The 24494-nt window shown below is 63.7% G+C and carries 24 protein-coding genes, 2 tRNA genes and 1 pseudogene; 6 read left to right on the top strand and 21 right to left on the bottom strand.

Annotated features, from left to right (window positions below; translation table 11 throughout):
* Positions 1-503: 503 nt before the first annotated feature.
* Positions 504-640: pseudogene (locus AADJ02_RS02450) on the bottom strand (IS5/IS1182 family transposase); the annotation flags it as partial.
* A 578-nt stretch (positions 641-1218) separates the two neighbouring features.
* Between AADJ02_RS02450 and AADJ02_RS02445 the strand changes: the two are divergent.
* The 3 genes from AADJ02_RS02445 to AADJ02_RS02435 all read left to right on the top strand — a co-directional run bounded on the left by AADJ02_RS02445 (position 1219) and on the right by AADJ02_RS02435 (position 4555).
* Positions 1219-1557: a hypothetical protein gene (locus AADJ02_RS02445; RefSeq protein ID WP_341211393.1), complete on the top strand. Its 339-nt coding sequence runs from the start codon at positions 1219-1221 to the stop codon at positions 1555-1557.
* A 385-nt stretch (positions 1558-1942) separates the two neighbouring features.
* A complete protein-coding gene (locus AADJ02_RS02440) occupies positions 1943-2386 on the top strand; it encodes a hypothetical protein (RefSeq protein ID WP_341211392.1) in 444 nt (147 codons plus the stop codon).
* Positions 2387-2932: 546 nt separating this feature from the next.
* Positions 2933-4555 carry an AMP-binding protein gene (locus tag AADJ02_RS02435; protein WP_341211391.1) on the top strand — a complete coding sequence of 541 codons (1623 nt, stop codon included), beginning with the start codon at positions 2933-2935 and terminating at the stop codon, positions 4553-4555.
* 560 nt (positions 4556-5115) lie between these two features.
* Here the strand turns inward: AADJ02_RS02435 and AADJ02_RS02430 are convergent.
* From AADJ02_RS02430 to AADJ02_RS02415, 4 genes are all read right to left on the bottom strand, one after another.
* Positions 5116-5286, bottom strand: coding sequence for a hypothetical protein (locus AADJ02_RS02430; protein ID WP_341211390.1), 171 nt, complete (start codon positions 5284-5286; stop codon positions 5116-5118).
* A 2-nt stretch (positions 5287-5288) separates the two neighbouring features.
* Entirely contained in the window at positions 5289-6410 is a 1122-nt protein-coding gene (locus AADJ02_RS02425) for a YeeE/YedE thiosulfate transporter family protein (protein ID WP_341211389.1), read from the bottom strand.
* A gap of 10 nt (positions 6411-6420) precedes the next feature.
* Positions 6421-7356 (bottom strand): rhodanese-like domain-containing protein, encoded by a 936-nt coding sequence (locus AADJ02_RS02420; RefSeq protein ID WP_341211388.1) that lies wholly within the window; start codon positions 7354-7356, stop codon positions 6421-6423.
* A gap of 551 nt (positions 7357-7907) precedes the next feature.
* On the bottom strand, positions 7908-8357 hold the full coding sequence (locus AADJ02_RS02415) for a DUF1489 family protein (protein ID WP_341211387.1): 450 nt from the start codon (positions 8355-8357) through the stop codon (positions 7908-7910).
* A gap of 397 nt (positions 8358-8754) precedes the next feature.
* Between AADJ02_RS02415 and AADJ02_RS02410 the strand changes: the two genes are divergently transcribed.
* Positions 8755-9132 carry a hypothetical protein gene (locus tag AADJ02_RS02410; RefSeq protein WP_341211386.1) on the top strand — a complete coding sequence of 126 codons (378 nt, stop codon included), beginning with the start codon at positions 8755-8757 and terminating at the stop codon, positions 9130-9132.
* 59 nt (positions 9133-9191) lie between these two features.
* On the opposite strand, the gene AADJ02_RS02405 is transcribed toward AADJ02_RS02410, so the two are convergent.
* The 6 genes from AADJ02_RS02405 to infA form a co-directional block, all read right to left on the bottom strand.
* The gene (locus AADJ02_RS02405) at positions 9192-9524 is read right to left on the bottom strand and encodes a hypothetical protein (RefSeq protein WP_341211385.1); all 333 of its coding nucleotides are present in this window, start codon (positions 9522-9524) and stop codon (positions 9192-9194) included.
* Positions 9525-9884: 360 nt separating this feature from the next.
* Positions 9885-9959, bottom strand: a tRNA-Phe gene (locus AADJ02_RS02400).
* 97 nt (positions 9960-10056) lie between these two features.
* The gene (yacG, locus tag AADJ02_RS02395) at positions 10057-10251 is read right to left on the bottom strand and encodes a DNA gyrase inhibitor YacG (RefSeq protein ID WP_341211384.1); all 195 of its coding nucleotides are present in this window, start codon (positions 10249-10251) and stop codon (positions 10057-10059) included.
* On the bottom strand, positions 10251-11288 hold the full coding sequence (locus AADJ02_RS02390) for a ribonuclease E/G (RefSeq protein ID WP_341211383.1): 1038 nt from the start codon (positions 11286-11288) through the stop codon (positions 10251-10253). The genes yacG and AADJ02_RS02390 overlap by 1 nt, the downstream gene beginning before the upstream one ends.
* The gene (locus AADJ02_RS02385) at positions 11285-11890 is read right to left on the bottom strand and encodes a Maf family protein (protein WP_341211382.1); all 606 of its coding nucleotides are present in this window, start codon (positions 11888-11890) and stop codon (positions 11285-11287) included. Before AADJ02_RS02385 ends, AADJ02_RS02390 begins: the two co-directional genes overlap by 4 nt.
* 7 nt (positions 11891-11897) lie before the next feature.
* Complete coding sequence (infA, locus tag AADJ02_RS02380; RefSeq protein ID WP_013384801.1) at positions 11898-12116, bottom strand: translation initiation factor IF-1; 219 nt, start codon at positions 12114-12116, stop codon at positions 11898-11900.
* A gap of 237 nt (positions 12117-12353) precedes the next feature.
* Between infA and AADJ02_RS02375 the strand changes: the two genes are divergently transcribed.
* Positions 12354-13940: a PRC-barrel domain-containing protein gene (locus AADJ02_RS02375; protein ID WP_341211381.1), complete on the top strand. Its 1587-nt coding sequence runs from the start codon at positions 12354-12356 to the stop codon at positions 13938-13940.
* 95 nt (positions 13941-14035) lie between these two features.
* On the opposite strand, the gene AADJ02_RS02370 is transcribed toward AADJ02_RS02375, so the two are convergent.
* From AADJ02_RS02370 to AADJ02_RS02340, 7 genes are read right to left on the bottom strand one after another with little or no spacing between them, the layout of a single operon-like run.
* Positions 14036-14506, bottom strand: coding sequence for a low molecular weight phosphatase family protein (locus tag AADJ02_RS02370; RefSeq protein WP_341211380.1), 471 nt, complete (start codon positions 14504-14506; stop codon positions 14036-14038).
* Position 14507: 1 nt separating this feature from the next.
* Positions 14508-14972, bottom strand: coding sequence for a UPF0262 family protein (locus AADJ02_RS02365; protein ID WP_341211379.1), 465 nt, complete (start codon positions 14970-14972; stop codon positions 14508-14510).
* On the bottom strand, positions 14969-16279 hold the full coding sequence (hisD, locus tag AADJ02_RS02360; protein ID WP_341211378.1) for a histidinol dehydrogenase: 1311 nt from the start codon (positions 16277-16279) through the stop codon (positions 14969-14971). The genes AADJ02_RS02365 and hisD overlap by 4 nt, the downstream gene beginning before the upstream one ends.
* Before the next feature lie 46 nt (positions 16280-16325).
* A complete protein-coding gene (locus AADJ02_RS02355; protein ID WP_341211377.1) occupies positions 16326-16820 on the bottom strand; it encodes a GNAT family N-acetyltransferase in 495 nt (164 codons plus the stop codon).
* The gene (locus tag AADJ02_RS02350; protein WP_341211376.1) at positions 16817-17290 is read right to left on the bottom strand and encodes a DUF2948 family protein; all 474 of its coding nucleotides are present in this window, start codon (positions 17288-17290) and stop codon (positions 16817-16819) included. The genes AADJ02_RS02355 and AADJ02_RS02350 overlap by 4 nt, the downstream gene beginning before the upstream one ends.
* On the bottom strand, positions 17287-18552 hold the full coding sequence (gene murA / locus AADJ02_RS02345; RefSeq protein WP_341211375.1) for a UDP-N-acetylglucosamine 1-carboxyvinyltransferase: 1266 nt from the start codon (positions 18550-18552) through the stop codon (positions 17287-17289). The genes AADJ02_RS02350 and murA overlap by 4 nt, the downstream gene beginning before the upstream one ends.
* Before the next feature lie 5 nt (positions 18553-18557).
* Positions 18558-18707, bottom strand: a complete 150-nt coding sequence (locus AADJ02_RS02340) for a hypothetical protein (RefSeq protein WP_341211374.1) — start codon at positions 18705-18707, stop codon at positions 18558-18560.
* 143 nt (positions 18708-18850) lie between these two features.
* Here AADJ02_RS02340 and AADJ02_RS02335 point away from each other — a divergent pair.
* Positions 18851-18925: transfer RNA gene (locus tag AADJ02_RS02335), tRNA-Thr, on the top strand.
* Between the two features lie 433 nt (positions 18926-19358).
* On the opposite strand, the gene AADJ02_RS02330 is transcribed toward AADJ02_RS02335, so the two are convergent.
* From AADJ02_RS02330 to AADJ02_RS02320, 3 genes are all read right to left on the bottom strand, one after another.
* A complete protein-coding gene (locus AADJ02_RS02330; protein WP_341211373.1) occupies positions 19359-21254 on the bottom strand; it encodes an acyl-CoA synthetase in 1896 nt (631 codons plus the stop codon).
* Positions 21255-21397: 143 nt separating this feature from the next.
* Positions 21398-23194, bottom strand: a complete 1797-nt coding sequence (locus AADJ02_RS02325) for an ABC transporter transmembrane domain-containing protein (protein ID WP_341211372.1) — start codon at positions 23192-23194, stop codon at positions 21398-21400.
* A 108-nt stretch (positions 23195-23302) separates the two neighbouring features.
* Positions 23303-24463 carry an MFS transporter gene (locus AADJ02_RS02320; RefSeq protein WP_341211371.1) on the bottom strand — a complete coding sequence of 387 codons (1161 nt, stop codon included), beginning with the start codon at positions 24461-24463 and terminating at the stop codon, positions 23303-23305.
* Between the last annotated feature and the right edge of the window lie 31 nt (positions 24464-24494).

Below are 24494 nucleotides of genomic sequence, written 5' to 3'. Positions count from 1 at the left end.
CTTGCGCAGCGCTGCATTGTAGTCTGACCAGTTCGTCGTGCGGTAGCGGGTCGGGCAAGACTTCGGCATGCCTTAGAGCTAACCCTCAGGACCCGCTCAGTGAATCCTCCTCACCGAGATGTGCAACAACGTCCTAAGAAGGTGATCGCTGAATACTTGGATGGCCTCGATGCGCAGGTCTTGTCGCAAACAGATGTGAGAGTAATTGCGCATGAGAATTTCGTGTCACCGCGCTATGCCATCTGGAACCCTGACCGGACGCGCCTTCTATTTCAAGCAGACAGAGATGGCCTGAGAGAGTGGGCAACCTCAGTGAAGGATGTGATTATGACAAGCACTGACCAAGTATAAAAGCATGAACACCTCGCGCTCATAGCATCCCCCTAACCGGCACGAAATCCACCCCCAGCAGGCTCCATGCCGAGGCTTGCATGCTGCTAGTCTTTTTCATCGCCGGTGCCGTTCTGCTGCTCGTACTCTCTGGTAGCCTGATAGCCATGCTCCAAATCGCTGCGATTGACGAAGGTGATGCCGCTCCAGACCCGCCGGTCATCAACACGCGGCTTGCTCTGCGGCTCATTCGAAAGAAGGGTTGCGGCCGAGCCATCTGCGCGGCCGTCAGCCAAAAAGGGTTACTAATTGACCATGCTCCCCGGGGAGCCTGAATCACGCAGCCTCATCAAGATAAATGGGTCCTGAGCCTAGCAAAATGCCCTAACGTCATAGGCGAAGGAAAGATCTGCACCTTTCTGACTGCTAGTCCAGCTGATCGGCGTCTAGAGCTGTCGTTGCCTGACTCCAGCGCGTCGTAACCATTCCCGCTTATCCACGAAAGAAAGCAACGACATCAGCACTCAGTCCTAAGCTCTGAAAGTCGGCCATGCGGACACAGCGGTCTTTTGCTGCCAAAGCCACGAAGGTCCGTCTCAGCAGGACATACTCATCAGTAACACTCAAGGCGTCGGTGCTGGAGCCTTATCGCATGGGCGCATCTTGCGCTTCGATCAAGAGCTCTTATCTGCTGATTATCAGGGGCCGCGTCTCCAGACGCCCAATAGAGAAGCCCGCCCGCGCCGAGATGGTGCGGTACGCCGAATCCTCTGACCCTTACGCGAGTAAGGAACATGAGGGCCGCTGACTTCCGACTCGCTGCGGCGGGCCGAAGTCATGTGGCTTAGGCGCTTTTGATTCCGGTCCGTCGTCACATCACTACAGACGATGGAGACCAATATGGCAAAAAAGAAGATCAATCATCGCAAGCGCGCTCGCCGAGTATGGCCGCGCCTTGTTCAGATTGCTCAGTTGAAAGAGTTCGACACCTACGGTGAGAACGCTGGTTCTATCGGGCTGCATCACCGCAGCGCTGCGTGGTATCTCGGTGTACTACAAGCTGAATGCAGCCGCCGTGGCTATCCACCCCTTCAAGCATTGGTGGTGAATAAAACATTGGGCAAGCCGGGTAAGGGCTACACGGAAACATCTACGACGGGGCCTGCATACGACAAGGCCGTCCGTCAAGTTTGGAGATACGATTGGCCGAAGACGGCGCCATTCTAAGGCAGACTATTCCACGCAGGGGCTGACGCGTCACTCGATGCGTCAGCCCGTTCGAAGCCGACTTTCTTGCGCACCGCAACATCCGACCAAATGAGCTCGGAGCAGACCTTGCCGGGCCAAGAGCTTCAGCTTTAGGCTGATTTTATGTTTAAAATGACGTTCCTAAAACGACTGTTTTTAGAGCAAGCGGTTTTGCTTCGGCGCGAAGCGTGCATTCCGGATGAGGTGATGCAGCGCGGGGTCGAAACGAAAGGGCTACGTTTACTCGGTCGAACTGGTGCTCCCACCCCGTCCGGGTGGCGGCGTCGGGCCGATGATGTCGTTCTTTCGGTGACAGGCCATGCGCCGCCCTCCGGGCTATGCGTCAGGCCCCGAAAGATGTTCAATGATCGCGCAACCTCACGCAGGGGACGAGATCATGGCCTCGCTGCGGGCGCTTCTGGAGCGGATTTCGGATAACCGGTTTCGTCATGCCTTCGGCTCTCGGCTGGAGGCCGCCGCGACGGAGACCTTCACAGTTCTGCGCTGGGGGCTGCTGGTCGGCTTGGCGCGGCTAATCGCGCTGGAGACCGGGCTTTGGGGGTTCCGCGCGTTGCACTGGGGGCTTTCGGCCCTGCTGTTTGCCTATCTCGCCTCGGTTTTCCTCCTGCGCCCCGAGATCCGGATCTTCGCGCGGACCGACACCCGCCGGAAACGCCTGATCCAAACCGGCGCGAACTATGCCATTTGCATGTTGGCCTTCATGGCGACCATGGCTGCCATCGATGCTTTGGCGGAGGCCGCAACCGAGATGCGGTTTGTCAAAAGAATCGATGTCGGCTCCGGCTGATCAGATGGCCTCTTCTTCTATGGGCTGTGCGCCAGATAAACAGGCTACGGAAACGGCGGTTTTTGGAGGGTCAGGCGACAAGCTGGGCGCGCCTCTACGCCCTCATGATCCGACCACTTATTGATCCTGACATGTCTTCACAGCCGAAGGGTGAGTGCATCCATCGGTGCCACGATGCGGTGACCGAACTGAGTTTGTTCGGCCGTCAGCGAGAGAGATGTATCTGCATGGGATGGAAGATAGAAAGCCGACCTTCGCCATGGTTCGATCCGAGGTCGACAAAGCGGACAGACCGTCATTTCGCTGCGGGCAGGCTGGAGGTCTGCTCCCACCCCAAAATGGTTATTAGTTACATCGGGGGACCAGACCTCCGCTGTATGGTTTACCCACTGCTATATCTCTCGCCCCAAAAATATGCTTAAATAAGCGACAGGTGGGACCGGTGCGTGGTTTTGAAAGCAGGGCAGACGCAGTCAAGCTGCGCCTCCCAAATGCTGGATCGCTGCGTTTTAATGCGTGGCGGCGATACCTTCGGGGGGAGGGGGCATGAAAAATCGACAAACCTATACTGCGGTACGCAATGATTTCGATTTGGCGAAAATCGATACGAACTTCGAGGGCAGTTTCTCGGATGGTTTAAATGCCTGTATCGAATGTTGTGATCGCCATGTCGGCAGCGATCGTGCGGCCCTTAACTGGATTGGGTCGGATGGCAGTTCGCGAACGGTCTCGTATGACTATCTAAAGGAACAATCCGCCCGTTTTGCCAATATGCTCAAGGCACAAGGCGTAGGACCCGGCGACCGCGTTGCCGGCCTGTTGCCGCGGGTGCCCGAACTGTTGGTGACCATGCTCGGTACGATGCGCGCAGGCGCTGTGTATCAGCCTCTGTTTACGGCTTTTGGCCCCAAGGCCATTGAGGAACGTCTTGCAGGATCAGAGGCAAAACTGATCGTGACGGATGCCGCGAACCGGTCCAAGCTGGACGATGTCGAGAACTGCCCGACCGTTGTGTCGATTTCAGATCCCCGGGAAACAGACCTCGATTTCCAAGCGATGCTAAAGGAGCAATCAAGTGAGTTCGCACCGGTCCGTTTGCGCGGCGATGACTTGTTCCTCATGCTGTTCACCAGCGGGACAACAGGCGTGCCAAAGGGGGTCGGCGTGCCGCTCAAAGCGCTGCGCGGCTTTCACAATTATATGACCCTTGGCCTCGATCTACGCCCTGACGACCGCTTCTGGAACATCGCCGATCCGGGATGGGCCTATGGACTTTTTTATTCGGCCATCGGCCCTCTGTTGCTGGGCAATTCCATCACGTTTCAGGAGGCAGGGTTTTCTGTCGAAGCGACGTGCCAGATCATCCGCGAGCACAAGATCACGAATTTTGCGGCCGCACCAACTGTCTACCGATTGTTGAAAGCGGCAGGCGATGAAGCGAACGCGGCACTCAAGGGCCAACTCCGCGTCGCCTCCAGCGCGGGTGAGCCGTTGAACCCCGAAGTGATCCGCTGGTTTCAGGATGAACTCGGGGTCCCGCTGCATGACCAGTACGGGCAGACAGAAGTTGGCATGGTCATGATGAACCATCACGGTATCGACCATGAAGTGCGACCCGGCAGCGCGGGGCTGGCAACGCCCGGATTTCACCTCGCTGTTCTGGATGAGGATGGGGCCGAGGCCCCCAATGGAACCCCCGGAAATCTGGCCGTGGACAGAACACGGTCGCCGCTGTTTTCCTTTCCCGGCTATTGGGGGCGTGAAGGCGAGGATTGGGCCGGGGACTACTTCCTGACCGGCGATACTGTGGAGCGGCATGAGGCGGGTGATTTCACTTTCGTCGGTCGTTCTGACGACATTATTTCATCTGCCGGGTATCGCATCGGTCCTTTCGACGTGGAAAGCAGCCTGATCGAACATCCCGCAGTGCTGGAGTCTGCGGTTGTCGGCAAACCGGATGCAGAGCGCGGGCATATCGTCAAAGCCTTCGTTGTGCTTGGCAATGGGAGTGAGCCGACGGATGAGCTGTCAGAAGAATTGCAGCTTCATGTTCGAAGCAGGCTTGGAGCACATGCCTACCCGCGAGAGATCGCCTTTGTGGATGCTTTGCCCAAAACACCAAGCGGGAAAGTGCAACGATTCTTGCTGCGCGAAAATAGAGCCGAGTGAAATCCCTGGTTCTGCGCGACCTACATTGTCCGTTCTGTAGCAATGAGCAGTCGTCTAAGAATAGCGCGGCATTAGGTAGTTTGGGCTCGTAGCGGACATTGCGGCGGCGGCGGCGTGGCCTGATCTGCAACACATCCGGCAAGGGGCTTGGTTCAGTGCGCTCCCAAGACACGAAGTCCCAGGAGTATCGAGGCAAGCCTATGGCCGGGCCCCTATGCGGAAACATGCAGAAACACCTATCCTTGGAACCCTGCCTTGACAGCGCCTAGTCCAGATCAGTGACCAGGGCCTTCGATCCAGATCGCAAGCCGCGCGAGATCCGCATCCGCCCCTGTCGCTGCCTACCGCTCTGTCGTGATCTGGCGCGGCGCAGTCGAGGTCGTGCCGACCCATAGCGCGCGCCTTGTCGCCTTCCTCCTACGACACGGCTGATCAGCGCGAAGCTATCGTCCAGCTCAACCCGGGCGTCGTGAGCGCCCTTCAAGTCGGTGCAGCACGGCGCAACCTTCGCCAGCCTACGTCGCCGGGCATGGCCGGTCCAAGGTTTCTCGGTCGAAGCGCTACTCGACCACCGGCGCTGCACAATGTGCGCCCGTCGCGGCAAGGCCCGATCCTAGCGCCATCATCGGCGGCGCCTGATAGGGATTGAGCGGCGCACTGGCCACGAGATCCGCGGCGATCAATATCATGACGAGGCCCATGACTGAAAGCGCGATGGGGGTTCGGGTCATAATCACACCTCCAGGCCGAGCTTCGGACGCAGTTTCACGCCCCAGTAGGCCCCAAAGAAGGCCGCCGCGAACCATGCCCAACCGTGCAGACTACCGGTCGAGATGCCCGAAAAGAACGCACCGACGTTGCAGCCGAAGGCCAGTCGCGACGAGTAGCCCAGCAAGAACCCCGCCACCACGGCGGCACCCCATGCCAGCGGCGACAGACGGGGCAGCTTCGCCCCGAGGCCGCCACGCCAAACGCTCACCAGAAACGCACCACCGATGAGTCCGATGTTGGTGAGCGAAGTGACATCTGTGAGCAGGCTCTGATCCAGCCGCTCGGCGTTGGTCGGGGCGCTCCAGAACGCCGAGCCTGATAAATCGGCCCCCACAGCCTGAGCCCCTTTCGCGGCCCAGAGACCGAGGCCATAGACGATGCCCCAAGGCTGGCCCGACACAACGAGGTTAAGGATCGCTAGAGCCGCGATCACCACCGCCGCGATCCACAACCGCCGCGGCACGCGCCGCGCCTGCGCCGGGGCCAGCCAAAGCGCCACCGCCGCGACAGCCGCCAGACCGGCCAGCGTCGCCAGAAGCCCACTGGTGCCGTCCAGCACCACCACGGGCGCGGTGCCCAGAGAAATCCACCAATCGAGGTTGTAGGCCCCGGCAAAGCTGCCCAGCGCGAAGAAGGGTAACGCCACCGCGCCTACTAGGTTACCGCTGCCGGCGTTGACCAGCGTGCCGGACCCACAGCCCATGACGAGCTGCATCGCCACGCCGAACACGAAGGCGCCGCCGACCATGGCGACGCCGATCGGCGCATGCGCCCCGAACAGCTCCTCGCCATTACTCGCCAGCAACGGGAACGCCGCCAGCGCGACGAGGGCGATCGCAACGAGCTGCGCCAACAGCCCCGCCGGTTCGCGCCGCAGGATCATTGCCCGCCACGGCCCGGCAAAGCCGAAGCGCAGCCCTTCGAGCGCGATGCCGAAGCCGAGGCCGATCAGCAAAAGCGCGCCGTAGCGCGCGCCCGCCAGTGCAGCAACGAAGAGCACGACCGCCAAGGCCCCGATGATCAGCAATCCACGGGTGCCAAGGGTGAAGGCGCTGCGCGGTGCGGCAAAGCCGGTATCGGCCATGGTGTCCTCCTCAGAGCGCGCCGGTGATCTGGTTCAGCAGATTGCGGAACACGCCGGGTGTGTTGTCCATCGGCAGACCCGCCTGCGACCAGCCCACCATCGATTCCGGGTAGAGCTTCACGTCATCAAGCTGGGCCAGCTCACTCAGGGCGAACCAGTTGGTCGCGGCCCAGTGACCGGTGTTGCAAAACGAGATCAGCGTCTCGTCAGAGGCAAACCCGCCCTCTTCGGCCAGCGCCCGTGCGGCCTCGGCATTGATCAGCGTCGGGTCGTCGGAGAACCAATTGGAGTGGGTGAAATACTCCGACTGCGGCAGCGTTCCCGGTCGGGCCGCCGCCGGGTGCGCATCATTGCCCGCCCAAAAGCTTTCGGGACGCGCATCCACCAAGGTCGCCTGTGTCTCGCCCTCGACCACCTGCAGCACGTCCTCTTGAGAGGCGAGCCATTGGTCGGAGAAACTCACGGTGATCTCGCTCGCTTCCGGTTCGACGGCTTCGGTCGACAGGGTGTTCCCTGCCGCCTTCCAAGCACCGACACCACCGTTGAGGATCGCGAGGTTGCTGACACCGCTCGACTTCAAGGTCCAGTAGACCCGCGCGGCTGCGCCGAAGTCAGTCTCGTCGCTTCCTTGATGGGTGATGACCACGGGACGATCGGTCGTGACGCCAAGGCTGCGCAACACCTCGGTCAGCTTCTCTTCGGACGGCACCTGGCCCGGATTTTCAGCAGGGCCGCGGAACAGCCCATAGGGCGCGGAAACCGCGCCCTCGACATGACCCTCAGCATAGGCGTCGCCGCGGATGTCGAGCACCAACGGAGCGGTCGTGTCCAGAAGCCCGGCCAGTTCTTCGGAGGTCACCAGCGGGCCGAAGCCGTCAGCGTTCTGGGCAAAGCCCGGGCTGGAGAGAAGGGTCGCGGCGACCGCGACTGCGATAAACCTGTTCATCGGATCGGCCTTTCGAATTGCATATCCCTTTAATTCGGCCAGTCGACCGCCGAATTCAAGCGACGCGCCCGGCCGCCTTAGCAAGCATCGAGCTCCTTGTTCGCTGCGACACGGCGAAGAAGAACACTGTTCTGATCACGGAGCTCAGATCGGACCGATCGCTCTGCAAATAGGGGAAGAAAAAGAACAATGAGGAACGGTCGTGTCGCTGACTCCCGGTCGGCCCAAGATTTAACGCCGCAGCGGACGAATCGACGCTACTGCCCCTGATGCCGCAGCCTATCCCCTTAGAAAGGGTGCTGAAGTCGTCCTCTCGACTACACCGGGCAAAGTAGTCGCGCTTATTAGTGCCGTGACACTTTGGACCAGACGGAATTTGGCTGCATAGATAGGGCGCATTCCGGTGTCGAAAGATCGAGCACTCGGCGAGGTTGTAGGTGCGAAGGAGACTGAGGATATGACCGCCCATACTCAAGTGTTTGATATTAGGCTCTGCGGCGACTTCTCTGCCGCCAAGGTACGTAGAAGAGCAGCCCTGTGTCCAGATGACGCTACATCAGGCCCAAGCGCTCCAACTCTCTCAGCAAATCAGTAGGCATCTCCTCGCTCCCGCTTGCCCTGCGCGCCGCCTCCACAAATCGATCTGGCGGCACCTGCGTATCGTCGAGATAGCGCCAGCCACCAAAATTGCGGCGCGGCCATGGGTCGACCTCGACGATTATGGGGGTGAGCAGCATCATAGTGAAGCCCCGGCCGTCCTCATCGATGTCATCCTCAAAGCCGAGGATCTGCTGCCGGCAAGCATAGGCACCATTGATGATCCAGTAGAGCGAACTGTCAGACGTGAACTCAGCCGATCGGCGGCGTCGATTGCGGATATAATGAGGGACGATGCCGGGGCGGCCCATCGCAGCGAAGCGGAGGGCCTCTCCGACCTGAAACTGGCGCAATGAGTCAATCGAGGCGTGACCGGAGGCGAAACGAAGAAGGTGAAGAGTCATTCACCTCCATATGGCTCGCAAGGTCTGCGGTTCTAGGCCAGCAGCTTCGCGGCCTCACTAGTATCCCGCCATGAGACAATAAAATTTTGTGGGTATGGGTAAAAGGAGCGAATCTTCTCACGCGAGCACCTTAGCAGCCCGCCAACCCTCGGTAGCAAAATGCTCCCCAGCGCTTGACCTCATCTTCATCCGGCCCAACTGCCTCCTCCATTGCCAAGCGTCAAACTGTCGCGGCGGTGCTTGGTGGGAGCGCAATCACTCGGCGCTGCTTCTCCTCCCTGAGTGCGGGGTGGCTGCGCTCCATCCTCGACTGCCGTAGCAGGCAAGCCCGTAGCTAATGCCGCAAGTATCTCTTTGGCATCCGGCGCAGCGCGTCGAAATGAGATGGAGCACAGCCATGAGAAACGGACTTCTTCTCGACCATTGCATCGAGCCCGGAGGCGACGTGAATGTCGGGATCTTCGCCAGAGCGCTCGGCGTCGACACATTCGAGCTCATGCGAACGGCGCCTACGCAAAGGCACCTCAAAGACCTCCATGCGGTTATTTGTCTGGTCCGCCCGTGGACTTGGACCGCATCCGACAGCTGGATCTGGTATCACAGCAAACGCCTCGAACGGTTCGGTGGCCGCACCCCTGCTATGATGGTCAAAGAAGACCGCTGCGCCGAGTTGAAAGACTTCCTCGAGGCTGGCGAAGTGCTGACGCGGCTTTGGTCACCGGCGCTCCCCATCCACTATTCACCGAAGGATGTCAGGATAGCCGCGAACGACTAGGCCAGACACGGCGGCAGCGGCAGCGGCAGCGGCAGCGGCCGCTATCGGGCCATGAGTTGTCAAGCACCTACCAAGACGACGTCACTCTCACCGCGCAGGCGCCGCACCGTGTCACGCAGTCCTTGCATGACACGAGTCAGAGCGGCGATATCGAAGTCACCTGCCGCGCGTAGCGCCGCAAGATCCGCATACGCCAGCGCGGTCTGCGCCCGGGCCAGCGAGCCGGATACTTGCCGGTGGCAGGTGTCGATCGTGCGCGCGGCCGCATCGAGCGCATAACGCACACGCAGCATGTCGGCCTGACGACGCAACAGCGAAAGGACGGCATCGACGTCGGCAATGCTACGCGAAATCTTGAGGCCGTCACGTTGGGAAATGGTCTTGTAGGTCATGATATCAATCGTTTCTGGTTGGGAGGGGCCTCTGCGGGCCGCGCTCCAAATAGTTCGAAAGCCTGCGCCTCCCCCCTGGTTTCAATGGCCGGATAGGGGACGGAAATCGGCCAAGTGACATCGCAGGCGGCCCGCCCTTAGGGGCGATGGCACGGCGCTGCGATCGGCTCCGGCATATCGGCCGGAAGCGAACCGGAATCCGGTGACATCAAGCACCCCAGATTGGGCAAAGATGCGCAGTGAAAGTTCCTGAGGCGAAAGGCTTCGCCCGGCTGCTTATCTCGCGTGAGACGAACCAGCAGCAGGTCAGACGGGATCCGAACCCACAGCGAAACCCAGCATCTGATGAAACCGAGAGAATGGTGCCCGGGGGCGGAATCGAACCACCGACACGAGGATTTTCAATCCACTGCTCTACCCCTGAGCTACCCGGGCACGGGGATGATGGCTGCTGCCGTCATCGGGTGTGGGCGTTCTAGGCGAGGTGCGGGGGGGTGTCCAGAGGCATTTGATGGAAAATAACCAACCCGGTTCAATGCGCGCGGCGGGCCTTTTCAGCCTCGGCCCGCGCCGCCTCGTCAAGCGCCCGATCGACGTCTTCGGGGTCTTGCGAAGGCACGGCATAATCACCGCCGAGCCAGCGTGCGAGATCCACATCGGCACAACGCTTGGAGCAGAAGGGACGGTAGTCCGGCACCGTGGCCTTGTTGCAGATCGGACAGGCCATCACAGCTTGCCCAGCAACCGCGCCAGACCGGGACGCTCGCGTTTGCGCTGCAACTCGAACAAGCCCATCGGGCTCCAGCCCACCAGCGACGTCTCGACCGGATCGTTGCGGAACGAGGCGCGGATCGACTGCTCGAGCTGTTTGCGATGGGCCTTCGACATCGGTGCGAAGTCGACGACGATCTGACCGCCAAGCCCCCGCAGGCGCAGCGCGCGTGGCAGGGCACGTGCAGCGGCGAGGTTGGCCTTGAGCGCGGCGGCCGGGCTGGTGTCGCCACCGGTGTTGACGTCGACCGCGACCAGCGCGCGGGTCGGCTCCACGAAAATCGAGCCTTCGCCGGTCGCCACGCGCGCACTCTTGAGCGCCTCGATCTGGTCAAGCACGCCCTCGCGCTCGAACCCGCCCGGCTCGGTCGTCACATCCTCGGCGATCCAGTCGCGCCAGGCCAGCAAGTGCGGCCCGTCGCCTTCGGTCAGCGCTTCGGGCTCGGCACCTTCGGCGTCGTTAGTGACAGCTTCGGCAAGGGCACGCATCGAAGCGATGTCCTCGGCAATATCATCCTCAGCCGCTCCTTCGCAGACCGAGCGCAGGATCAGGCCAAAGCCCTCGGGCGCGCCCTCCATCCCCTCTTCGGCAAGAATGCGCAGGCGCGCGCGCTCCTCGTCCTCGGCGATGCGGCGCGAGATGTTGAGCCCCGGCGCGCCGGGGGTGACGATGGCAAAACGGCTCTTGAACAGCACTCGATCGGTGAGCGGCACGGCCTTGCCGTCCTCGGCAATGCCAGTGACCTGCACCAGCAGCGACTGGCCGGGGCGCAGCCCCTTGCCCTGCCGCAAGAAGCCGGTGCCGCCCTCGGGCAGCCGCACCATCATGCCGCCCTGCCCTTTCAACGGCCGGTCGCAGATCGCGCGGTAGATCGCGCCGGGGCGCGGCGCATCGCCCTCCTCGATCAAAAGGTCGTCGAGTTGGCCATCAACCATGTAGGCCGCGGCTTCACGCGAACCGATGTGGTCGAGAACGATGCGGCGTCCCTTCATTGGGTCTCTCCGTGCACGGGGTATCCGGCCGCAGTCAGCAGCCCTGCGGTTTCGGCCAGAGGCAGGCCGACGACACCGGTGAAGGAGCCGTTGATCCAAGGGATGAAGGCCCCGGCGGGGCCTTGGATGGCATAGCCACCGGCCTTGCCGTGCCAATCACCGGTGGCGAGGTAGGCGTTGACCTCGGGGTTCGACAATCGCTTCATCTTGACCGCCGTCTCGACCTCGCGCGCCCAGACGCGGTCGCCCCGACGCACCGCGATGGAGGTGATGACGGTGTGGCGACGACCGGACAGCAGGTGCAAAAATCGCGCGGCCTCGGCGGCATCCTCGGGCTTGCCCAGAATGCGTCGACCAAGGGCCACGGTGGTATCGGCGCAAAGCAGCACCTCGCCATCGCCCAAAGAGACGGCACGCGCCTTCTCCTGCGCAATGCGCGCGGCGTAGACACGCGGCAGCTCGTCCCGATGCGGTGTTTCGTCGATGTCGGGGGGGCGGACGTCATCCGGCAGGAGGCCGATCTGCGCCAGCAATTCGCGACGGCGCGGCGAGGCCGAGCCGAGGATCAGCCTCAGCCCGCTCTCGGGCGGCAGCGCGCTCATGAGCGCGTCAGCGGAAGCGGTAGTTGATCCGACCCTTGGTCAGATCGTAGGGGGTCATCTCGACCTGCACCTTGTCGCCCGCGAGGACGCGGATTCGGTTCTTGCGAAGTTTACCCGCCGTGTGCGCGATGATCTCATGGCCGTTTTCCAGCTCGACCCTGAACGTCGCGTTCGGCAGGAGTTCCTTCACGACACCGGGAAATTCGAGCAGTTCTTCCTTGGCCATGGTCTCTCCGTCCAGTGGTACCCGCGAAACGCGCGGGCCATCGCGGAGTAGATGCGCCTTCGGGCCACGAGTTTCAAGTGCAAACAGGCCGCGATCCGGCTGGTGCCGTGCGGCTTCGCTGGGACCATCGCTCTACTGCAGCCCGGGTGCAATCAAAATTTCGTGCCAAATCTGCGGAACGTCCGCCGCGGTGCGCCGTTGTGTGCCCGAAGCGAAGCATAATACGGGAGATACTCCATGACCATGCGGATGACACAGCTGCTGCTGTCGACGGCCCTCACCCTGCCGCTGGCAGCCGGTGCACAGGCACAGACGACCGATGCCACCTGTTCCGATCTCGAACTGATGCTGACCGAGAACATGGCCGACGGCGTCCCCGCCGATGCGCCGATGACTCAAGACGACATCAACGCGATCATCGCAGCCGAGAATGATGCGGAATGCGCCGTCGTCTTCGTCGAGCTCGAAAAGCTCGTCGCAGTCGAAGGCGATGCCGCCACGGCAGAAGCCGAGGCCGAACTGGCCGAAACCGAAACCGCCACCGTGCGTCTCGAAGACGAAGTCGTGATCGAGGGCATGGTCTACCTCGAGCAGGACAAGCCGTCCGTCTCGGTCGAATCGGGTCAGACCGATGTCATGGTGTCGAACGCGACGCCGGACGTGACCGTGAACGAAGGTCAGGCCGAAATCCTGATCCGTCAGGCCCCGGCCACCATCACGATGGACATGCCGCAGCCGACGATCCGCATCGAGCAGCCTGCGCCCGAAATCATCATCACCATGCCCGAGCCGGGCGTCGATGTGGCCAACACGCAGCCGCAGGTCGAGATCCGTCAGGCCGACCCGATCGTGACCGTGACGCAAGCCCGTCCCAAGGTCGAGCTCGAGCTTCAGCGTGCCGAGGAAGGCTCCGAAGGCGGCTTTCAGGTCACCGACCGCGCCAGCGGCGAAACCTATGAGCCCGGCGTAGCCGGCGAAGCCCGCGCCATCGAGGAAGCGGATATTCAGCTGACCACCGTCGAGCCGACCGTGACCTACGAAGAGAGCCGCGACGGCACGAACGCCAATGTTTCGGTGCAGCGCACGCAGCCGAACATCCGCTTCGAGAGCGCCGAGCCGGTGATCGAGTTCACACAAGGCGGTGAGCCAGTGATCGAGATGGTACAGACCGGCGAGCCGGTCGTGACCTTCAACGAAGCCGCCGTCGAAGGCGACGCCGCCGCCGTGATGGATGAGCCCGAAGCCGAGGCGGAAGTCGAGGCGGAAGCTGAAACCGAACTGGCAGAAGCCGAAGCCGAAGTCGAAGGTGTTGCCGAGGAAGTCGAGGCCGAAGTCGCCGAAGCCGGCAACGAGATCGAAGCCGAGGCCGCCGAGCTCGAAGCCGAAGTCGAGGGCGAAGCTGCTGAAGTGGAAGCTGAGGTCGAAGGCGAAGTTGCCGAAGCCGAAGCCGAAATGGAAGTCGTCGAAGCTGAGACCGCCGAGATGACCGAAGAAGCCACCATCGAAAGCACCGGTCCGATGATCGAGCGCGAAGGCTTCGCCATGGTCGCTGCCAACGAGATCGTTCTGACCGACCTCGAAGGTTCGACCGTCTACGGCATCAACGATGAGCGCATCGGTGACATCGGCGACATCATGGTCGACGATCAGGGCCAGATCCAGGAAGTGATCGTCGAAGTCGGCGGCTTCCTCGGCCTCGGCGAGAAGCCGGTCGCGATCCCCTTCGACCAGATGAGCGTTCTGCGTTCGGAAGCCGGTGAAGTTCGCGTCTTCATCGACGCCACCGAGGAACAGCTCGAGTCGATGCAGGCCGTCGAACAGTAAGCTCCCCTGACTGCAAGGAGAAGGCCGCCCCTCGGGGCGGCCTTTTTCGTGGGATCTGCACTCAGGAGCTTGCCGATCCGTGAACCCGGACGTCGTCACAGGCGGGGGGGCCCCCAGCGCTGCATGAGGCGGTCGACGATCATATCGCGCGTCTGGCGATAACTGCGCAACCGCTCCTCACGCCCTTCTCCCAGCCCCGTGGGATCGAGCACCGGCCAGTATTCGACCGACAGGTGAAAGCAGGCGGTCAGATCAAGCGCCCGGCGCTGGCTCGCGGGTGACAGCGCCAGCACGAGATCGAACGACGACAGGTCATCGCCCCAATCGTGCATCTCGTCGAAGCTGCGCGAACGATGACGATGCAGCTCGACCCCTATTTCGGCGCAGACGGCGATGGCGAAACCGTCGATCTCCAAATCGTTCTTCACGCCGACCGACTGGATGTAGCAGTCGGCACCATAGAACTTCTTCATGATCCCCTCGGCCATGGGCGAGCGGACGGCGTTGTGGTCGCAACAGAACAGAACCGACTGGGGAAGAGGCTGCGATGTTGCGGCCAAATCCACCTCAGACCCCGAAATGCAGCACGCAGATGAGGGTGAAGAGCCGCCGCGCCGTATCGGTGTCGACCTCCGCCTTGCCATCGAGCCGTTCCTGCAACACCCGTGCGCCTTCGTTGTGGATGCCGCGACGGGCCATGTCGATCGTCTCGATCTGGCTCGGTGGCAGCGTCTTCACGGCGTCGTAGTAGCTTTCACAGATCTGGAAATAGTCCTTCACAACCTGCCGGAACGGCCCGAGCGAGAGGTGAAACTCCGCCGCCCGCTCCCCGGTCGTATTGGCCACGTCGAACACCAGCCGTTTTTCACGGATCGCGAGACCAAGATGGTAAGGCCCCGCATCGCGCCCCGGCAGGGTGAACCGATTGTCTTCGAGCAGGTCGAACACCGCCACGCGGCGCTCTTGCTCGATCTCCGGCGTAGGCGCGGGCTGGCCCGCGTCATCGAGTCGGATTTCGGCGATGCGGGTCATGCCCCGCCCCGGTTCAGCTTTTCGAGCCGCGCCGTCAGCGACAGACCGTGCGCCTCGAGGCTCTCGGCCCGCGCCAGACGCGCGCCTGCCGTGCCAATGGCGGCCAGTGCGGCGGGTGTCATCTTCGAAAGAGTCGTGCGCTTGAGGAAGTCCATCACCGAAAGCCCTGAGGAGAACCGCGCCGAACGTGCCGTGGGCAGAACGTGGTTGGGTCCGGAAATGTAGTCACCGATCGCCTCCGGCGTCCAGTGCCCGAGAAAGATCGCTCCCGCATGGGTGATCCGCGAAGACAGCGCCTCGGGATCGGCGACGCAGAGTTCGAGGTGCTCGGCGGCGATCCGGTCGGCGAGAGTCGCGGCCTCGTCCAGATCGCGCACGGTGACGATGGCGCCGAAGTCGCGCCAGCTAGCACCTGCGATCGCGCGCCGTTCAAGGGTTTCGAGCCTCGCCTCGACCGCCGCCGCCACACGCTCGCCAAAGGCGGCGTCATCGGTGATCAGGATCGACTGCGCACTTTCATCGTGCTCGGCCTGCGAAAGCAGGTCGAGTGCGATCCAATCGGGGTCGTTGTCGGCATCCGCGATGACGAGGATCTCGGAGGGCCCGGCAATCATGTCGATGCCGACGCGGCCAAAGACCCGACGCTTGGCCGCCGCCACGAAAGCATTGCCTGGCCCGGTGATCTTGTCGACTGGCGCGATGGTTTCGGTACCATAGGCCAGCGCCGCGATCGCCTGCGCGCCGCCGATGCGGTAAATCTCGTCGACGCCGGCAATGCGGCAGGCCATCAGCACAAGTGGGTTGGCGAGGCCGTCGGGCGTCGGCACGGTGACGGCAAGCCGGCTCACGCCCGCGACCTTGGCCGGGACCGCGTTCATCAGCACCGAGGAGGGATAGGAAGCCAACCCCCCGGGTACATAGAGCCCCGCCGCCGACACCGGCGTCCAGCGCCAGCCCAACATGGCACCGACCTCGTCGGTCCAGCTCTCGTCCTGGGGCATCTGTCGCGCGTGATAGGCGCGGATGCGTTCGGCGGCGAGCTCCAGCGCCGCGCGATCCTCGTCCGAGACCTTGGCGCATTCCGCCTCGATCTCTTCGGGCGTGAAGCGCAGCCGCGTGGCGTCCAGCGTCATGCGGTCGAAACGCGAGGTGTAATCGACCAAGGCCAGATCACCGCGCGCACGCACATCGGCAATGATCGCAGCCACCGTGTCGTCCACGTCGGGGCTGTCCTCGCGCTTCATGGTCAGCAGCGCCGCAAAGCGGGCCTCGAATTCGGCGTCGGTGGTGGACAGGCGGTGCGGCATGGCGGTCTCCTTCGGCTTTCGGGCATAGCCCTGCCAGCCCCTCTGCTCAACCGTCCAGTTGCCGCACGTAATACAGGTCATCGACAAAGCGCCCGTCGATCCGCGCCGCGCGCGGCAGCAGCCCATGCCGCACGAAGCCGTGCTTCTCATAGAGGCGGATCGCGGGCCTGTTGTGCGCGGCCACGAACAGCTCCACCTGAAGCCGTGCGTCTTCCATCGCCCGGTCGAGCGCGGCGCGCAAAAGCCGAGCCCCTGTGCCGGTGCCATGGCGGTCGGGACTGACAAAGAAGGCATTCAATGCGACCCTGTGGGCCGCAGCCGCGGCCTCGACCACCGGGTCGAGTGCCGCCGTGCCGACGAGGCGATCACCATCGAAGCACCCCAACACGAGACGCCCCTCCAAGCTGCGGGTCACTTCGACGTCGGTGCGGGCCAGTTCCTCTTGCAACGTCGTCAGGAAAGCATCTGGAAAAAGCCGCAGCCCTTCGGCCCGTATCCTGCGCCATTCGGACAGGTCGCCGGGGCCGAGAGGGCGGATCATTCGGGGTGCTGGGGCGCCCTGCCCGAGGGCGCGGCATAGGGCCGGGTCACGTCGCGTAGCACCAGTTCGGGCGCCTCGACGTCGATCGCGATCTCGCCATCGCCCGCAAGGATCAGGCGGATCGTCCCGGTGCCGTCCTCTCCCGGCGCGAACACCACCGCCAGAAGCGACAGCACCGTGTCCTTGTCGCGCGGATCGAGGCCCTGGCTGCGCACTGCCATCACGTTTTCTACGCACAGCACCGATTGCACGCGCTCGGCCTCGCGCGTGGTCGCGGGATCTTCCCAGCGGAAGCGGTTGAGCAGCATGCCAAAGCGCCGCTCGCTTTTGCGCCATGCCATCTCGGCGGCGGGCAGGACCGAATCCTGCACCAGCGCCGAGATCACTTGAATGTCGTCGGCATCGAGTGCCTTGAGCCGCAGCGGGCGCTGTACGCCCTCTTCGAATGTCGCGTCACGGGTCTCGGTCATGCGCTCACCCGCTCGATCTTGGCCCCTACCGCGCTGAGCTTGTCTTCGACATGCTCATAGCCGCGATCAAGGTGGTAGACCCGGTTCACCACCGTTTCGCCCTCGGCGGCCAGCCCCGCGAGGATCAGCGAGACGGACGCCCGCAGATCTGTCGCCATCACCTGCGCGCCCTTGAGCTTGTCGACGCCGGTGACGGTCGCATGGCCACCGTGCACCTCGATCCGCGCACCCATGCGCTGCAACTCGGGCGCATGCATGAAGCGGTTCTCGAAGATCTTCTCTTCGAGACGGCTGGTGCCCGTGGCGGTGCAGAGCATCGCCATCATCTGCGCCTGAAGGTCGGTCGGAAAGCCGGGGAACGGCTCGGTCGTCACGTCCACGGCGCGCGGTCGGTCGCCGCGCAGCTTCACCTTGAGACCAGCCTCGGTCTCGCTCACGTCGATGCCTGCTGCGTCGAGCTTTTCGACGAAGGCCCCGATCAGTTCGAGCTTGCCGCCGAGGCATTCGACCTCGCCGCCGGTGAAGGCAGGGGCGAGCATGTAGGTGCCAAGCTCGATCCGGTCGGTGACGACGCGGTGCGTGGCCGCACCCAGACGGTCGACGCCCTGCACTTCGATGGTCGAACTGCCTTCGCCCTCGATCTGCGCGCCCATCGCGCGCAGGCAACGTGCCAGATCGACGATCTCGGGCTCGCGCGCCGCGTTCTCGATGATCGTCGAGCCCTTGGCGAGGGTCGCAGCCATCAGGACGTTCTCGGTCGCACCAACGGAGGCAAAGCGCAGCGGCACGCGCCCGCCGCGAAGACCGCCGCGGGCCACGGCATGGAGGTAGCCCTCCTTCAGCTCGATCTCGGCCCCCAGCGCGGTCAATGCCTCGATGTGGATATCCATGGGCCGGGCACCGATGGCACAACCGCCCGGCAATGACACGACCGCTTCGTGGGCGCGCGCCAGAAGCGGGCCGAGTACGAGGTTCGAGGCGCGCATCTTGCGCACGATCTCATAGTCGGCGCGGGTCGAGGCGAGATCGTGCGTCGACATGGCGATCACCTTGCCGCCCTGCATCGAGGAGACTTCGCAGCCCAGCGATTCCAGAAGCTGCGTCATGGTGAGGATGTCCGAAAGCCGCGGCGCGTTGGTGAGCGTCAGCGGCTCTTCGGACAGGAGCGTCGCGGGCATCAGCGCGAGGCAGGCGTTCTTGGCGCCGGCGATCGGGATCTGGCCGCGCAGCTCGGTGCCGCCGCGTACGATGATCGAATCCATGCCTGCTACTCTTTCTCTTTTTCGCCGTCGGGCTTGGCCTCTGCGGCCCGCGCTTGCGCCTGCGCCTTGCGGCGGGCGATGTTGGTCTTGAGGGCCGCCTTTAGGCGGTCCTTGCGATCGGCCGCGCGGGGCGGGTCCTGACGAGGTGTCTTCATGTTAGCGCAGATAGCGTCCCTGCCCCTTTCCGTCCAGTTCAAGGCGCGCAAACGCCGTGCGTCCCGGCAATCGCCAGCCGTTGCGTCAATCTTCGGAAAACCCCCTTGCGCTCGCTGTCCAGACAAGTAAAAGCCCGCCAGACGCTGCAGTAGCTCAGTGGTAGAGCACACCCTTGGTAAGGGTGAGGTCGAGAGTTCAATCCTCTCCTGCAGCACCATCTCCCCAAAATCGCTATCCGGACTGAAGCAGATTGACCTCGAGTCAACCTTATCGCCGGGGGTGGAATACAATTTGACTTGCAGAATCCCGCACCAACTATCTCATGAGTTGTGTTGCGATTTTGTGTTCAGAGAGTTTTCATGTATACAGTTGACCCGCTACTGCCTTGGGCAGTGCTGGGCGTCATCGCCTTGGCCGCGATCGCCCCATCCTCCCCTCCGGAAGATCCGAACAACCTGTCCACGAGACAAACTGTCGAGGACGCCGACGTTGCGCCCTTGGTCAATGCCTCATGCAGCGCCTCAACGCTGCCTTCGGCATCCTGTGCGAACGCGTTGCCCCGACCCGATGCGCCTATCTGGGCTTCGATACACTGACGGCGGCGGCGGGGGGCATGCCCCCCGCCTCTGCCTCCGCTCCGAGACGCGGCGTCAGTCGCCGACCCAGTCCCAAGGCCGGGTAAAGGCCCCGAGCGCCTTGGCGGCATCGGCCTCGGTCGCGGTGCCGGTGCGCCGGATCTTGGCCACCAGGCCGCGCCGGCTGTCCTCAACCACCTCGGCCACCTCGGCCCCGACGCCTGCCTCCGCAAGCGCCGCATCATAAACGCGGGAGATTGCCATTCGGCGTAGCGCCGGCTTGAAGATCTTGCCCACCGCTGTCTTGGGCAGTTCCGGCAGGATCTCGAGATGACGAGGCCGGGCGGCGCGCTCGGGCACATGCTCTCGTGCGTAGTCGAGCAGCGCCGCCTGATCGATCTCGGCTCCCTCGACCAGTTCGACATAGACGCAAGGCACCTCGCCCGCATGCGCGTCAGGCTGGCCGATGGCACCGGCAAAGGCGATGGCAGGATGCGCGGCCAGCGCCTCCTCGATCTCGGCGGGGTCGATGTTGTGGCCACCCCGGATGATCAGGTCCTTGGCACGGCCGGTGATCCAGAGATAGCCGTCCGCGTCGATCCGACCGAGATCACCGGTACGCAGGAACTGGTGCTCGTCTTCGAGGCCGGGCCAGTACAGCCCTTCGTTCTTGGTCGGGTCGGTATAGGTGTCGCCGCGCGAGACACCGGGGCTCGACACGCAGATCTCACCCACCGTGTCGGGGGCGCATTCCTCGCCGGTATTCGGATCGAGAATGCGCACTTGCGTGTAGGGGAACGGCACGCCGACCGAGCCCACCTTCTTTGTGCCCTCGGGCGGGTTGATCGATACCAGACAGGTCGCTTCTGTCAGGCCGTAACCCTCGCAGATGGTGACGCCCGCCGCCTGCTCGAACCGCTTGTAAAGCTCGACCGGAAGCGGCGCCGAGCCCGAGAAGGCCAGATTCAGAGACGAGATGTCCGCATCTACAGGACGTTGCATCAGCGCCGAGATCGCGGTCGGCACGGTGATCATGAAGGTCACCTGCCAGCGCTCGATCAGTTTCCAGAAGTTGTCGAATACGCCGTCCCCCCGGTAACCCGCGGGCGTCGGCAGGATCACATGCGCACCCGAAGCGAGCGAGGAGCCCATGATGACGATGGCGGCAAAGACGTGGAACATCGGCAGCGGACAGATGATGTTGTCGCGGTCCGAGAACATCAGCTTACCGCCGAGCCAGCCGTTGTAGACGATGCCGGAATAGCGGTGCTGCGCCACCTTGGGCATGCCGGTGGTGCCGCCCGTATGAAACAGCGCTGCGACCCGGTCGCCCGTGCTGTCGGCAAAGGCGAGGCTGCGCGGTTGGCGCGCGATCTCGCGGGTGAAGTCGAGCACCTGCGCCTTGTGCTTGACCGGCACCTTGGGCCGGATCAGCGGCACGATCAGCTTCTTCACGCCGGTCAGATACCGCAGCAGATCGACCTCGAGCACCGTTTTCACGTTGGGAGCGAGCGCCACCGCCTCGGCGGCCTTCTGCGCCACGTCGGTCTTGGGGAAAGCCTTCAGCGTGATCAGCACCTTGGCATTGGTCTGACGCAGGATCGCCCCGATCTGGCCCGCGTCGAGCAGCGGGTTGATCGGGTTCACGACGCCCGCGATCTGACCGCCGAGATAGGACAGCACCACCTCCGAGCAGTTAGGCAGCAAGAACGCCACCACGTCGGTCTCGCCCACGCCCAGTTCGCGCAGCAGATTCGCGGTCTGCGCCGACTTTGCGTGCAATTCGGTCCAATCCAGCGTCTCGGCGGGGGCCTTGGGGTCGGAGAGGAGCTGAAAGCTCAGCGCCGCACGCTGGGGAAAGGCCTTGGCGGTCCGTTCCAACAACCCATGCGTCGTTGCCGGTTCGCCCTGCGCCGCCCATGTCCCCTCGGCCTCGATCGCAGCGCGATCGGCCATGCCCGCAAAACCCATTCCGTTCCTCCCCGGTCGGTTGTCGTATCCTTGCCGCATGGCGGCTCCATCCCTGAGACGAAGCATCAGGCTGACCCACGCGTCACGCAAGCATGACGCCGCGATAGCCCCGCGTCGCGCAAGAGGTTTCGATGGGTCGCCCGCTACTCGGCGGCCTCGACCATGCCATCGGTGAACTGCAATCGGGCCAGCCGGGCATAGAGCCCGCCTTCGGCCACCAGCGCGTCGTGACTGCCCTGTGCCACGATCCGGCCCGCCTCGAACACGAGGATGCGGTCGGCCTTTTTCACCGTGGCCAGACGATGCGCCACGATGAGCGTCGTGCGCCCGGTGGCCAGCCGGTCGACGGCGCGTTGCACCAGCCGCTCGCTTTCGGCGTCGAGCGCGCTCGTCGCTTCATCCAGAAGCAGGACCGGCGCATCGCGCAGGATCGCCCGTGCAATCGCGATGCGCTGCTTCTGCCCACCCGAGAGCATCACGCCGCGCTCCCCTACTTGGCTGTCATAGCCTTCGGGCAGCGCCATCAGGAACTCATGCGCCGCAGCGGCATGTGCGGCGGCCTCGACCTCGGCATCGGTGGCGTCGGGCCGACCAAAGCGGATGTTCTCGCGCGCCGTGTCGGCAAAGATCACGGGGTCTTGGGGCACCAGCGCCATCTGGCGCCGGAACTCGGGCCGCGCCATGTCGCGCAGATCCGCACCGTCGAGCAGCACCCGCCCCGTGGACGGATCCCAGAACCGCAGCAGAAGCTGGATCATTGTGGTTTTGCCCGCCCCCGAGGGGCCGACCAGCGCCACGGTTTCGCCCGGCGCGATGGTGACGCTGACATGGTCGAGCGCCGAGGCGTCGGGTCGCGAAGGATAGGAAAACGAGACATCCTCGAACACGATCTCGCCTTGCGCCGCGGGCACCGATCGCGGCTTTGCAGGCTCGCGCAGGCTGTCCTCGGCGTTCAGCAACTCGACCAGCCGCTCGGTGGCACCCGCCGCACGCTGCAATTCGCCCCAGATCTCGGTCAGCGCGCCGACGGAGCCTGCGACCATCACCGCGTAGATCACGAACTGCACCAGCGCGCCGATGGTCATCTGTCCCGCGTTCACATCGCGTGCGCCGATCCACAGCACGCCGACGATGCCCGCAAAGATCAGGAAGATGACGATCGCCGTCATTACCGCCCGCGTGCCGATCCGCTCGCGTGCGGCGACAAAGCTCTTTTCGGTGATCTCGTCGAACCGCTCCCGGCTGCGGGCTTCGTGGCTGTAGGCCTGCACCGTCTGCACCGACAGGAGCGTCTCGGAGGCGTTGCCCGATGAGGCTGCGATCCAGTCCTGGTTCTCGCGGCTGAGCACGCGCAGGCGGCGGCCCAGCACCACGATCGGCACGATGATCGCAGGCACGATGAGCAGCACCAGACCGGTGAGCTTGGCGGAAGTCAGCAGCAGAAGCGCCAAGCCGCCGATCAGGATCAGCAGGTTGCGCAGCGCGATCGAGGCCGAGGAGCCGATCACTGACAGGATCAAGGTCGTGTCCGTCGTGATCCGGCTCAACACTTCGCCGGTCATGATCCTTTCATAGAAAGCGGGGCTCATGCCCACCATCCGCCCGAACAGCGCCTTGCGGATGTCGGTCACCACCCGCTCGCCCAAGCGCGTGACAAGGTAATAGCGCGCCGCCGTGCCCAGAGCGAGCAGCCCCGCGATCACCAGTGCCGCCGCAAAATACCGGTCGAGCAGCATGCCTGCGTCGACTTCGAAATTGTCGACCACCCGGCGCACGGCCAATGGCAGCACGAGGCTCACGCAGGCGGTAAACACAAGCGCCACGATGGCGAGCGTCATGATGCCCCGGTAAGGCGCCACAAAGGGCCAGAGCGCCCTCAGCGCCCCGATGTTGCGCGAGCCCGGTCGGTCCTCGTCACTGGTCTTGGGGGATCGGGCCATCGCGCGCCTCGTTCAAAGATTGCACAGGCTGTCTAGACGCCGCGTGAACGCATCACAAGCAACGGGCGCGCTGGGCCGCCGCGCCCTGCTCCCTGCATGGCCACGAGATCAGGCCGGAACGGCGGCCAACGCGCGCGCCCGGCGGCGCAGCGCCAGCACCGGGGGCAGGATCATCAACAGCAGCGCCGCGACCATACCGAAGGCCACGCGCAGGCCGAAGGCCTCTGACAGGCCACCCATCAGAACCGGCGCGATCAGGAAAGCACAAAAGGCGATGACGGCGACGCGGGCGATGGCCTGCGACCTCTGATGCGGCGCCACCAGACGCCCGGCCAGCGCCAGACCCATCGGGCCGATCACTGAAATACCGAGGCCGGTGATGGCAAAACCGAGATAGGCCACCATCGGCGCCGGGGCCATCGCCGCGATAGCCGCCCCCGAGGCCGAGACCAGCGCCGCCACCCGGATCACCGCTGTTTCACTGAGCTTTTCGGCCAGTGCCTGTCCACCAAATCGGCCCAGCGTCATCGTTATCCCCAAAAGCGCAGGCCCAAGCGCGCCTTGCGCCGCGCCGCCACCCAGTGTCCGCTCGATGTGCAGCGCCGACCAGCTCTCGACCGTGGCTTCGCTCAGAAAGGCGATCATCACCACGATCCCGCACAGCGCCACCGGCCAAAGCGGCAACGTCACCGACGCCCCCTCCTCGGGCATCGCGGCGGGGGCGGGCGCACGCGACAGCAGCGGCATCAAGGCCAGCGTCACGATCGTCATGCCGCCGAACACCACGAGGATCGGCAGACCGGCCTCGCGCGTGATACCCGATGCCAGAGCGGCCGCGCCGTAGGCCAGCGAGAACAGCCCGTGGTTGGCATTCATCAAGGAGCGCCCCGACTGCGCCTCGATCTGGCTCACCCGGGCGTTCATCACCACGTCGCAGACACCCGAGGCCATGCCGACGCCGACCATGCCGATCGCGAAGGCCAATGGCGTCGCGGCCAGCGCCGGCGCGATCCACGCCAACGCCAGAAGCCCCGCCGCGACGGGGAGCGCCGCGCGCCCCAGCGATCGGTCGAACCGCGGCGCGAGCCACATCGTCGCCAGCAGACCCAAAGAGGAGCCGAGCAGGAGCGAGCCGAACACCGCGTCATCCACCCCAAGCCGGTCGCGGAACACCGGCACATGCGCGGCAAAGACACCCCAGTAGAGCCCCATGACCACGAAGGCAGAGCCCGGCGCACGGGTCAATCGAAGAGCAGAGAGAATGAACATGGAGCGCAGGTGCCACGCCGCGCGCGAACAG

Source organism: uncultured Limimaricola sp., assembly GCF_964022235.1.
Lineage (GTDB): Bacteria > Pseudomonadota > Alphaproteobacteria > Rhodobacterales > Rhodobacteraceae > Limimaricola.
This window is presented reverse-complemented; position numbering and strand designations above follow the sequence as displayed.

Bases quoted from the DNA above. Each gene is read 5' to 3' on its own strand.
- yacG (WP_341211384.1), bottom strand. From the start codon at position 10,251: ATGGCCTGTCCGATCTGCAACAAGGCCACGGTGCCGGACTACCGTCCC.
- AADJ02_RS02320 (WP_341211371.1), bottom strand. From the start codon at position 24,463: ATGTTCATTCTCTCTGCTCTTCGATTGACCCGTGCGCCGGGCTCTGCC.
- AADJ02_RS02435 (WP_341211391.1), top strand. From the start codon at position 2,933: ATGAAAAATCGACAAACCTATACTGCGGTACGCAATGATTTCGATTTG.
- AADJ02_RS02350 (WP_341211376.1), bottom strand. From the start codon at position 17,290: ATGACCGAGACCCGTGACGCGACATTCGAAGAGGGCGTACAGCGCCCG.
- AADJ02_RS02410 (WP_341211386.1), top strand. From the start codon at position 8,755: ATGAGAAACGGACTTCTTCTCGACCATTGCATCGAGCCCGGAGGCGAC.
- AADJ02_RS02425 (WP_341211389.1), bottom strand. From the start codon at position 6,410: ATGGCCGATACCGGCTTTGCCGCACCGCGCAGCGCCTTCACCCTTGGC.
- murA (WP_341211375.1), bottom strand. From the start codon at position 18,552: ATGGATTCGATCATCGTACGCGGCGGCACCGAGCTGCGCGGCCAGATC.
- AADJ02_RS02420 (WP_341211388.1), bottom strand. From the start codon at position 7,356: ATGAACAGGTTTATCGCAGTCGCGGTCGCCGCGACCCTTCTCTCCAGC.
- AADJ02_RS02340 (WP_341211374.1), bottom strand. From the start codon at position 18,707: ATGAAGACACCTCGTCAGGACCCGCCCCGCGCGGCCGATCGCAAGGAC.
- hisD (WP_341211378.1), bottom strand. From the start codon at position 16,279: ATGCCGCACCGCCTGTCCACCACCGACGCCGAATTCGAGGCCCGCTTT.
- AADJ02_RS02390 (WP_341211383.1), bottom strand. From the start codon at position 11,288: ATGAAGGGACGCCGCATCGTTCTCGACCACATCGGTTCGCGTGAAGCC.
- AADJ02_RS02365 (WP_341211379.1), bottom strand. From the start codon at position 14,972: ATGACCCGCATCGCCGAAATCCGACTCGATGACGCGGGCCAGCCCGCG.
- AADJ02_RS02445 (WP_341211393.1), top strand. From the start codon at position 1,219: ATGGAGACCAATATGGCAAAAAAGAAGATCAATCATCGCAAGCGCGCT.
- AADJ02_RS02385 (WP_341211382.1), bottom strand. From the start codon at position 11,890: ATGAGCGCGCTGCCGCCCGAGAGCGGGCTGAGGCTGATCCTCGGCTCG.
- AADJ02_RS02330 (WP_341211373.1), bottom strand. From the start codon at position 21,254: ATGGGTTTTGCGGGCATGGCCGATCGCGCTGCGATCGAGGCCGAGGGG.
- AADJ02_RS02430 (WP_341211390.1), bottom strand. From the start codon at position 5,286: ATGACCCGAACCCCCATCGCGCTTTCAGTCATGGGCCTCGTCATGATA.
- AADJ02_RS02325 (WP_341211372.1), bottom strand. From the start codon at position 23,194: ATGGCCCGATCCCCCAAGACCAGTGACGAGGACCGACCGGGCTCGCGC.
- infA (WP_013384801.1), bottom strand. From the start codon at position 12,116: ATGGCCAAGGAAGAACTGCTCGAATTTCCCGGTGTCGTGAAGGAACTC.
- AADJ02_RS02405 (WP_341211385.1), bottom strand. From the start codon at position 9,524: ATGACCTACAAGACCATTTCCCAACGTGACGGCCTCAAGATTTCGCGT.
- AADJ02_RS02375 (WP_341211381.1), top strand. From the start codon at position 12,354: ATGACCATGCGGATGACACAGCTGCTGCTGTCGACGGCCCTCACCCTG.
- AADJ02_RS02355 (WP_341211377.1), bottom strand. From the start codon at position 16,820: ATGATCCGCCCTCTCGGCCCCGGCGACCTGTCCGAATGGCGCAGGATA.
- AADJ02_RS02440 (WP_341211392.1), top strand. From the start codon at position 1,943: ATGATCGCGCAACCTCACGCAGGGGACGAGATCATGGCCTCGCTGCGG.
- AADJ02_RS02415 (WP_341211387.1), bottom strand. From the start codon at position 8,357: ATGACTCTTCACCTTCTTCGTTTCGCCTCCGGTCACGCCTCGATTGAC.